General features: G+C 59.9%; 10 protein-coding genes. 4 read left to right on the forward strand and 6 right to left on the reverse strand.

The features are described 5' to 3' along the window. Positions 1 to 50 precede the first annotated feature (50 nt). The 4 genes from ACMV_RS18345 to ACMV_RS18360 form a co-directional block, all read right to left on the reverse strand. Positions 51 to 461, reverse strand: coding sequence for a type II toxin-antitoxin system VapC family toxin (locus tag ACMV_RS18345; protein WP_007424916.1), 411 nt, complete (start codon positions 459 to 461; stop codon positions 51 to 53). After that, on the reverse strand, positions 458 to 760 hold the full coding sequence (locus ACMV_RS18350; RefSeq protein ID WP_231844541.1) for a type II toxin-antitoxin system VapB family antitoxin: 303 nt from the start codon (positions 758 to 760) through the stop codon (positions 458 to 460). The genes ACMV_RS18345 and ACMV_RS18350 overlap by 4 nt, the downstream gene beginning before the upstream one ends. Before the next feature lie 132 nt (positions 761 to 892). Continuing rightward, positions 893 to 1,405 (reverse strand): GNAT family N-acetyltransferase, encoded by a 513-nt coding sequence (locus ACMV_RS18355; RefSeq protein ID WP_039889251.1) that lies wholly within the window; start codon positions 1,403 to 1,405, stop codon positions 893 to 895. 5 nt (positions 1,406 to 1,410) lie between these two features. Further along, positions 1,411 to 1,710, reverse strand: coding sequence for a type II toxin-antitoxin system TacA family antitoxin (locus tag ACMV_RS18360; protein ID WP_007424913.1), 300 nt, complete (start codon positions 1,708 to 1,710; stop codon positions 1,411 to 1,413). A 392-nt stretch (positions 1,711 to 2,102) separates the two neighbouring features. On the opposite strand from ACMV_RS18360, the gene ACMV_RS18365 reads away from it, so the two are divergent. Next, positions 2,103 to 2,369, forward strand: a complete 267-nt coding sequence (locus ACMV_RS18365; RefSeq protein ID WP_011930438.1) for a WGR domain-containing protein — start codon at positions 2,103 to 2,105, stop codon at positions 2,367 to 2,369. 113 nt (positions 2,370 to 2,482) lie between these two features. Here the strand turns inward: ACMV_RS18365 and repC are convergent, their stop codons facing one another. Beyond that, complete coding sequence (gene repC / locus ACMV_RS18370; RefSeq protein ID WP_007424912.1) at positions 2,483 to 3,883, reverse strand: plasmid replication protein RepC; 1,401 nt, start codon at positions 3,881 to 3,883, stop codon at positions 2,483 to 2,485. A gap of 867 nt (positions 3,884 to 4,750) precedes the next feature. Here repC and ACMV_RS18375 point away from each other — a divergent pair. Together ACMV_RS18375 and ACMV_RS18380 are read left to right on the forward strand one after the other, a co-directional pair. Continuing rightward, positions 4,751 to 5,164: an MbcA/ParS/Xre antitoxin family protein gene (locus ACMV_RS18375; RefSeq protein WP_013635079.1), complete on the forward strand. Its 414-nt coding sequence runs from the start codon at positions 4,751 to 4,753 to the stop codon at positions 5,162 to 5,164. After that, the gene (locus ACMV_RS18380) at positions 5,158 to 5,850 is read left to right on the forward strand and encodes an RES family NAD+ phosphorylase (RefSeq protein WP_007424910.1); all 693 of its coding nucleotides are present in this window, start codon (positions 5,158 to 5,160) and stop codon (positions 5,848 to 5,850) included. The genes ACMV_RS18375 and ACMV_RS18380 overlap by 7 nt, the downstream gene beginning before the upstream one ends. A gap of 995 nt (positions 5,851 to 6,845) precedes the next feature. Here the strand turns inward: ACMV_RS18380 and ACMV_RS18385 are convergent. Further along, positions 6,846 to 7,769: a replication protein RepA gene (locus ACMV_RS18385; protein ID WP_013635080.1), complete on the reverse strand. Its 924-nt coding sequence runs from the start codon at positions 7,767 to 7,769 to the stop codon at positions 6,846 to 6,848. A gap of 56 nt (positions 7,770 to 7,825) precedes the next feature. On the opposite strand from ACMV_RS18385, the gene ACMV_RS18390 reads away from it, so the two are divergent. Further along, positions 7,826 to 8,842, forward strand: a complete 1,017-nt coding sequence (locus tag ACMV_RS18390) for an IS1595-like element ISAcr1 family transposase (protein WP_007421341.1) — start codon at positions 7,826 to 7,828, stop codon at positions 8,840 to 8,842. The last annotated feature ends 499 nt before the right edge of the window (positions 8,843 to 9,341 follow it).

Genomic DNA, 9,341 nt, shown 5'->3' on the forward strand with positions numbered 1-9,341 from the left:
AGATCGTGCGGTGACCCCTTAAGAAGAAGCGCAGCGAAGTTCAAGGAACCTCAAAGGTTCATTTCGGCGCGGCGAATGTCTGTCTTGGAAAAATCATCACCTTTGAACAGCAGCGCTGCCCGATAAGATTTGGCGGCGCCATAGGCAAAGCAATCGCCTATATTCAAGGCGGCCGGATGCCGCCCCTTCCCGAAATCGGCATAAGCCTGGATTGCCAGATCATATTCACGCTCACCAAGAGAAATGACCTCGATCTCGAGCGCGCTCATAAAGCTCTTCACCTTTTGCCGGGCACCGTCCATCGAAAGGCCGAAGCTGCGGCAGAGCCCGGCCGTCGCCTCCCACATGGCAACCGGCGAGACGAGACGGGTGCGTTCCTGGGCCAGAAGATCCGCCAGCATGTCGGCATCCTCCTCGCCGGCGATCATCGCGATCAGGGCCGAGGCATCGATGAAGATCATTCCCCCTCCCCCGACAGATCATCGAAAAACGCCTTGTCTGCCTTCAACCCTGTGGGCGGCGGCAGCGGATTGGCTTCGCGCCACTCACGCAGGCGCTCGCGCAAGGGCTTGGCTTCGCGGGTTCGGTCAAGCTCGGCCTGCACCGCAAGCCGCACGGCATCCTGTTTGGTTAAACCCCGCTCTTTCGCCAGTTTGGCGACAAGCTCGGCGGTCGCATCATCGCGGATATAAAGGGGCATGGGCGCCTCAAGATATTCAAATATCTGATTAAAGATATCTCGATATTCAGCCTGGAGCAAGGATATCCACCAGAACATCGCCTGCTCGACATATGCCTACGCCCCGGAATGGATTTCCTGGCTCCTCTCATTGCCAGTGCTACCTTCACCGCCGAACGGCTTCCATGTGACCGAATGCCAGGAACTTGGCTTTTAGTTCCCACCCCCCACACCGAGTGACGCCGCGATATCGCTGATCGAGCGGAGCAGGACCAACGGATCGTCCCTGGATTGCTCAAAGCCGCGCCGCTGCCAGAATTCGGCGGCTTCCTTATCGACCGCGTTGACCATCAAGGCCCGACCGCCAATAAGCGAAGCCGCCTGAACGCAGCGCTGAAGGGCGTGCTTCACAAGGCCTGTGCCGATGCCCAACCCCGCCCACCTGGTGTCGATCGCCAGTTGACCGAGTAGCATGCATGGAACCGGATTGGGTGGCTGCCCTGTCCGGATCGAGCGGGGCAGAACTGTCGGCACGATAGCGGTGGGAGCAAGGCCGTAATATCCAACAACACGACCAGCCTCATGCACAACGACGACGGCGGTAAAGCCCTTCTGCTGGTTGGAAAGCGCGCGCGATTTGAGCCAGTGATCGAGCGGCGATTTCCCGCAGGAGAACTCCGATACATCGTGAGCAGCGGTAAGTGGTTCAGGCTCCGACAGCGGCAAATAGCTCACCGCTTGGCAACGTAACCGGGCTCCCACGGCGCGGGTCGCTTCAGGACTTCCACCATCTCCGGCACCGGAGCGGCGGGACGCGCCAACACATCCATGAATTCGGCGAAGCCTTCCGCGCTCATCCGGATCAAGCCCTGCTCCATCACAACCTCTTCTGCCGCACGCACAGCGGCGTCGCGTACGAAATCCGTGCGCGAACGCCCGCGCAAGCTCGCAGCGCGATCGATCATTGCAACATCCGCCTCGGGCAAGCGCATCGAGATCGGGTATTCCTTGCGTTCAGCTACTGTGGCCATGGCTAATCTCCTTGCCTGCCATATAGCGCACCGTATCGCAAAATCCAATACATAAAGCTCGACACCATCACCAACGATCTCATGAGGAGAGGCGCAGGATGACGATGCAAGCGCAAGGTTCTTAAAAACCTGGCTCATCAGGGCACCAGCCGCCTCGGCTTACTCGCTCCCCCTATCAATCATCCCGACATCACGCTTCATTCTTGAGCCTACGGATCTGGGTGGCACGGGCATAGCCTCTTTGTTAGACTTTGCCGGCTATGAACTCCTCTCAGCAAAATATCGAGGCACCCAGATCCAGTCAGATATATCGACACGCCTCGCTGCAACCTGGTCATCTGCAATATTCCGCATCTGACGCGTGTCGTGCGACAGAAAGGGATTTCAAATCGATGCAGTTGGCTCTGTTCCCAGAGCAAATCAGACTCATCCGGGTCCGACCCGAACACAACGAAAAGCGCTACTACCAGATCGAGATCGTTACAGACCTGTTCGGTGCCGTCGGCCTCGCACGAACCTGGGGGCGGATCGGACGTTCCACACACTCCCGGTTTGACCCCCTCCCCGATCTCGGCACCGCCATCGATGCCCTCCGCCGTCTGGCTCGCGCCAAACGTCGCCGCGGCTATCAGGACTATCCATCTACAGGGTGGTTCTGACAAAAATACAGTTCCGCGACAGCCAAGCTCAGGCGCATTCGAAGAGCCAAGTTCCGATCGATCAGGCCTTTGTAGCCGAGCGCGATGCAAACCACGCGGCTGTATTGCAGACATTAGATCGAGCGCGACGCGTCACATGCGTGCGACCTTGGTGGCCGCGGCATCCCGCTCGCTGCCCGGATCCCCCAGATCGATCGCGCCAGGTTCAGCTCGCCGGCCCGCGCCCGGGCCACCATCCCGTGGAAATATCCACCCGGCGAGCCGCGGAAGTGGTCGCTCGGCTTGGTCGAGACGATGGCCAGTGCCACCGCCGCCTGTTCGCGCCCCATCGCCAGGCATGCATCCCCCCATAGCGGCTTCGAGACACCGAGGTCATGACGCAGCCAGTCGGCCGCCTCCACGATCTCCGGCCATCCGGGCGAGGATTTCGCCAGGTAGGCCCGCAACCGGGGCGCCAGCCTGACCAGCTCGTCCGGCGTCATGCGGAACACCGTGCCGTCCGGCGGGATTTCAGGCTTTATCGCCCGACTGCCGGTTGGCCGATGCCCGGCTTCCTTTCCATCCCCACTCCTGCCGGTCCTCGTCGAGCCTCCAGCGCTCGTGCCCGCGCCACCCGAGGTGGAGCTACGCTTTCTCAATGCAGATACGTGATCCGCAGGATCAAGAGTCTGGTTTGTATATGTAATATGAGGCTCATCCGTGAGCCCCTTGGGGTTCATATTTGTTGATTCGACACCACCCAGCGCGGCCTCCTTCAGCGTGTCGATCGCTGCCTCAAGCCTGCCGCGAAGGTCCGCCTGCCGGTTTTCCAGCGTCGTCACGCCGAGCGTCACCTCGTCCAGCTCCTCGATGCGACGGATCCGCGCGACCAGACGCCTCGCCTCATCCGCCTGGCGGGCCCATCCTTCGGCGATCCCGAGCTCTGTCGCCGTCTCCACGATCTGCTGGATCCCGCGCACCGCGATCGTCGCCCGACGACGCAGCTGCTTCAGCGCCTCGAAGCGGGCCCGGCCACGCTCGGCGATCTCCCGGAACTCGGCCTGGCGGACCGCAATGGGCGAGAGATCGAAGCCATACGCCTCGACGATCCGGCCGCGCGGATCCCGGCGGCCGTAGCGCTTGCCGTTCGGACTGTCGCGCATGGTGATCAGCCCGAGATGAGCGAGCAGCCGGTTCAGCCGCTTCACCTGCGCCTCGCTCAGGCACAGCGCCTCCATCTGCATCGCCGCCGACGGCCAGACAATCGGCCGCGCGCCCTCCTGCCAGTCCTGCACCTGGGTGAAGCGGAACAGCCAGTCGATCGCCTGCGTGACCCGCGGACCAAACCGCAGATACGGCGCTGCCGCCTTGAAGGCGGCCAGCACCCGACCGGGGTCGACCTGGCCACCCTCGCTCACCGTACCGAAATCATCGGCGAGTCGCTCTGTCGCAACCATCCCGAGCGTGAGGCGCCGCGCGCCGCGCACGCCTCGTCTTTTGGGACCCGGCCCCGATTCGGGGCGGAAATTCTCCATCTTGATCCTCCATCAGTGTCGGATCGCGACGGGCATAGCCCTCCCGTGAGCGGAAACGGCAATTTCCGCTTGGCAGGATGGCTTCCGATGAGTATGTTCGGGATTGCGAAATCACCGAACGGCTCTCGGAGCCCGTAGCGAATTTAGCGAAAGCCCGCCCGGCAAGGCGGGCTTTCGCGCGTCTGGGTTATAAAGTTCTGGGTGAGGCCGCCCTCCATTCCTCAATGAGCTGCTGGAGCGCTTGGCCGCGGCTGCGCAGACCTTTTCGCTCCTTGATGGTGTCGATCAGGCTGATCGTCTCGTTCGGAAGGTGGACGAGCACACCTGTAGCGCCGCGCGCGCGTTGCCTGCGCCTGTAGCGTGCGCTCGCATCATCACCGGCGGTACGTGTGTTCGGCATCCTGTTCACTCCACCATCTCTATGGCTAGTCAGTCACCATTCAGAGATTCACGGAGCGAGTCCACAGTTTCTTGCGCCCGAGTCGCGCTTAGCGGCTGATATGAAACGCTTTTTCCTAAAATTTTTCTTTGCACCCCCGAGTCGCAGACGGCGTAGATGGCTAGCCTGAGAGCGCCGGGCGCATGCGACTCGGGACCGGCAGTCCGACCTGCTGGATTTTGTCCGCCATCCGCAAACCACGGTCAGGGGGCAATTAGCCTGGTCCTGGGATCTTGTCCGGCTCTGCGGCACCGTGGCCGCTCGCTGCCGCAGTTCCTTAAACTGCCGCTACTGCATAGTTTCGGAATTTTCCTCGGGCCATAGGCCGACATTGTCCTTGCTGCTCCGGCCGATCGTGCAGTGACGCCCACTCACTCCCATTGCCAATTGGCACATCGCTATAATATAAGTGCCAGAGGAGAGAGGTTGTGAAATTCGCCACGGTTCAGCCACTCACGGCACGTCCTGACATTCCCGTTATCACAGATGAGGAAGCAACGGCGCTAGCTCGAGCTACCGTCAATCTTTTTCGCGCCTGGAGCCTGACCGATCAGGAAGCCCGAGTGCTCCTTGGCGAGATGGCCCAGCGGACATGGGCGCGCTGGAAGGCTGGTGACGTCGGCCGTATCGACCGTGACCTGCGTGCCCGGATGGCGATACTTATGGGGATCCATAAGGCGCTGCGCTATCTGTTCACCGACCCTGCCCGCGGATACGCGTGGATCCGCAAGCCCAACGACGCCTTCGAGGGTCGAAGCGGCCTGGATTTGATGTTGCGCGGAGAGATCACCGATCTGATGGACCTTCGGAAATACCTGGATGCAGAACGGGGCGCTTGGTGAATGTACCGATCCGCCGGGTGATCTGGCCGCGCACCATACGCATTATCCGCTCTATCTATCCGCCGATTGATCTCTTTGAGGACATTGCCGACCCGGCGGACTGGGATGCTTTGGTCTCGGCGGAGGCCAAGTTCAACCCGCGCATCCGCGATAGCATCGGAGATCTGTCCAAGGTGCCAGTGGCGCGGCGCGTAACCGGGCCGGGCGCTAGTTGGGTTATGGCACCATTCGTTCATTGCTCACCTCTACGGCCTAGCCGATTCTCAGATGGCAGCTTCGGACTCTACTACGCGGGCGACCGCACGGAAGTCGCGATAGCCGAAACCATCCACCACCACGCCCGCTTCATGCGCGCCACCAACGAAGACCCCGGCTGGACCTCGCAGTTCCGCGAACTTGTCGGAACCATCGAGGTAGATCTGGACGACGCGACCGGCCGTGCCGACCTCCTTCATCCCAATGAATATGTCGCCTCGCAGACCTTCGGAGCCGAACGACGCGCAGCAGGATCAAACGGCATCATATGGCCAAGTATCCGCTATCCGGACGGTCAGTGCATCGCTGTTTTCTGGCCCGACGTCATTCCGATTCCCATCCAGGGCGCGCATTATGCCTATCACTGGAACGGCAGCGCGGTGGATTACATCAAGCGTCTCGACGATGGCGTGGTCTGGGAGGTGGCGTAGCCGGCAACACCGCCCTGCACGTGGCCACCCTCAGACACTCCGGACTCTTCCACCGCGGAGCCCCCCCCCGCGCCGCACATCACTCGCGTCACCAGGCGGATGGTATGGAGAAGGCTGAGGGGGGCGCGACCCGCTCCCCCGGGAGGTCCTCGGTTTAAGGTTTGCCAGTTCTCTCAAGCAGGAGCCAGGCAATAGGGCCGGCAAGGTTCGAACGAGCAGAACATTGGCATTTTGAAAGAGTATCAGGCGGGCTTGTCTGCGACTGATCTGTGCAGCAAGCACCGGGTTTTCCGTTTGCTCATGGGCTGATTTCCGGGCCATTGTCGTCCGGCGCCGCGCTTGACATCGCGTCATTCAGCATGCCGCGCACCCGATCGATCCGATTGGTGCCCATTTCGCCTGGTGAAGACCCGATCCCCTCACCAGAGTCCACGGGCTCATGCCGAAATCACGCTTCAAACCAGCGTCTGCTCCCGGTGCAATGCCGAGGTACCCATTCGGCACAAACCGTGGACTCTGGTGATATGCTTGGACCATTGCTCACTAAAGTCCACGGTTTGTGCCCAGAGTCAGGATGCAAACGAGTGTGGATTTTGGTGAGAAGCAGCGTTGGTGGGTGTGCAACCAGCCATATGGACCCTGTCAGCTGACAAGGGTGAGCGGCGGATAAGCCTTTGATCTCGTGATGTTGGCCTTGCGACCACAAATGATTCCGGATCTCGGCAAAAGCTCGACGACTAGGCCGTGGACTCTGGTGAGGGGATGATGGGGAGGCACAGGAAATCTGAACCGAGGCGTGGACTCTAGTGAGTTGCCATAGAACCGGCACCAGGGCGTGGACTCTGGTGAGATGCCATAGGACCGGCACCAGGGCATGCACTCCGGTGACATGCCAAGAAAACAGAGATCAGGATGTGGACTTTGGTGAGGAAATCGAGCCTGGCGTGCTGGCGTGGACTCTGGTGATGCCAGCCTTAATGCGGAACAGTAGGTGTCTATCGGATCGATTGCACGCGAGGACGCACCGGTGGCCGGCTTGATTTCAGAATTACACCCTCGTCCACGATATCCACCTGCGCATCTGGATATACCGCAAGAGCCAGCTTCAGCGCACTCGGCCAGCGAGCCTTGAAATGATATACTTCTCGATAGCCACAGCCGAACTGCGCCTTCAGAGCCTTCCAGGTGACTAGCTTTGCGGCGGGCAGTGCGTGCAGGCGGTAGGCCAGCCAGAGGTAGCAATCCAGCGCCCCGGGGTTGTTGTTGATGGCCTTGATGGCAGCTTCCTCAAGCGGAACCGGATGCTTTTGCAGCTGCTCGAAAAAGCCCTCCGAGAGTCGCGCCATTGAGAGCATCGGCTTTCCGCTGCCCTCCTCGGTATCTTCGACGAACAGGGCGCCGTCCATAATCGACTGGTTGATCAAACCGACTGATTTGCCGCCCTGAATGTGAAATGTCAGGCGGCAGCGGCTGATCCTCTCGGCCTGATCCTTGACCAACTTCGCTGTCTTGCCGCCGACGCTTACCCCGATTCGACTCAGCCAGTCCCGCAAAGAGCGCCCGAGCTCGATTTCTCTCGACCCGGTCCTGATCGCCTCGGTCTGAAGGTAGAGAAGGATAAGTCGTGCATGTGCCCCAAACGGTACACCGACGAAATCTAGAGGGCCTTCTTCGCTCCTGGGCTTCCGACCAGGCTCGACGACAAGCCTTGTTCTTTCAATGCTGATTTCCCATGGTTGATCATCCGCCAGCCTGCGATGAGGGAGGGCGCACTGAGCCCAACCCGAATAGGCAAAGCTCAGGGTCGTGTCCTCGTCCCCCATATACTGGGCCGCAGCTTCAACAAAACTGCGCTCGATACCGGCATCAAGCGCCCCTGCCCTTCCCCTCGCCTCGATTAGATTATGGATTTCTCCCATCGCATTTTCCTTGCCTATCCGGTTGACTCCCATACCTACTAGATCTAGTGTTGGGCATGGATGTCCTGGCCCGTGAAGACCTGCCGTTCCCGCAGTCTCTGCCGGAATTCCAGCGTATTTTCCCGAACGACGCGGCCTGTGCCGCCTATCTCGAAAGCGCCCGCTGGAATGGAGGGTTCGCCTGCCCAAGGTGCGGCGTCGTTGGCGAGCCGTTCCGTTTCGAGGCGCGCCCGGGCGTTCTGCGCTGCCGGGCCTGTCGCAAAGACGTAAGCCTGATGGCTGGGACCGTTATGGAACGCAGTCACACGCCGCTGTCGACTTGGTTCTGGGCGGCTTACTTGATCGCCAGCCAGACGCCCGGAATGTCGGCCGTCCAATTTCAGCGGCAACTCGGCCTGTCGCGCTACGAGACCGCCTTCGGCATCCTTCATAAGCTGCGCGCCGGGATGGTGCGCCCCGAGCGCGACAAGATTGGCGACACGCCGCAAGAACACGTCGAAGTGGATGAAACGTGGGTTGGAGGACGAACCCGAGGCGATGGACGGGGTGTCCATCACAAGGTTCTCGTCGCCTGTGCCGTGGAGGTGCGCCACCGGAAACCGGGAACCAAGCTCGACAATCGGAAAGACGGTCGCTACGCGGGACGCGTTCGTCTCGCTGTTGTCCCCGACCGTAGCGCCAATTCGCTCTGCGGATTCGTCGAAAACGCCGTTGCTCCCGGATCGCTGATCGTTACCGACGACTGGAGCGGCTATGCCGGTCTCGGAAGGCGCGGGTTCGACCACCATGCAATCGCCGAATGCGGCGACCCGGAGGTGGCAGAAGAATTCCTGCCGATCGTCCACTTGGTCTTTACCAACCTGAAGACCTGGATCAACGGCATCCATCACGGGGTCAGCGCCAAACATCTACAAGCCTACCTCAATGAATTCACGTTTCGGTTCAACCGGCGCCTCTATCCCTTCAACGCGTTCCGCTCGCTGCTCGGAATCGCGGGTAGGGCAGCCGCACCAACCTTTGACGAGCTTTATTCCGGGGAATGGACACACCCTACATTTAGTGGGTGTGGGTAACAACCGGATAGGCAAGGCATTTTCCAGTGACTCGGTGATCGGACAAATCCGATATAGCAAAGTTATCAACATCTGTCGCTGTGGACTTTGGAGAGGAAGCTATTTGGTAGAATATTAGATTCCTATTATTAGTTTCATCGCAAGGGTCCACGGGATAATCCTGTTAAGTTGTTGATTTTCCACTTAGGGTCTCTCTCAAGAGTCCACAGATTTTATCACTGAAGTCCACAAGAGAGGCTCACGACCTGTGGATAAGATCGTGCTGACCGAATCCGACTCGGGGTGCCTCCCCCCGCGAATCGCGGAACGCTGGCTCACCAACAAAATGGATAGAACCGCATCTCAAGCACTTAATGGCAGTTCTTCAGCTATCATAAGAAGCCGAATTTTCTGGACAACAAGTTGCAAGGCCCATATGACATGACGGGTAACGCCTGTCAGGGCGTATTTTTGCCGTCAGATCGAGGCTTCATTTAGTCTTCGGAGGGTTTCAATCATA

Source organism: Acidiphilium multivorum AIU301, assembly GCF_000202835.1.
Classification (GTDB): Bacteria; Pseudomonadota; Alphaproteobacteria; order Acetobacterales; family Acetobacteraceae; genus Acidiphilium; species Acidiphilium multivorum.

Bases quoted from the DNA above. Each gene is read 5' to 3' on its own strand.
- ACMV_RS18345 (WP_007424916.1), bottom strand. From the start codon at position 461: ATGATCTTCATCGATGCCTCGGCCCTGATCGCGATGATCGCCGGCGAG.
- ACMV_RS18360 (WP_007424913.1), bottom strand. From the start codon at position 1,710: ATGGCCACAGTAGCTGAACGCAAGGAATACCCGATCTCGATGCGCTTG.
- ACMV_RS18365 (WP_011930438.1), top strand. From the start codon at position 2,103: ATGCAGTTGGCTCTGTTCCCAGAGCAAATCAGACTCATCCGGGTCCGA.
- repC (WP_007424912.1), bottom strand. From the start codon at position 3,883: ATGGAGAATTTCCGCCCCGAATCGGGGCCGGGTCCCAAAAGACGAGGC.
- ACMV_RS18385 (WP_013635080.1), bottom strand. From the start codon at position 7,769: ATGGGAGAAATCCATAATCTAATCGAGGCGAGGGGAAGGGCAGGGGCG.
- ACMV_RS18390 (WP_007421341.1), top strand. From the start codon at position 7,826: ATGGATGTCCTGGCCCGTGAAGACCTGCCGTTCCCGCAGTCTCTGCCG.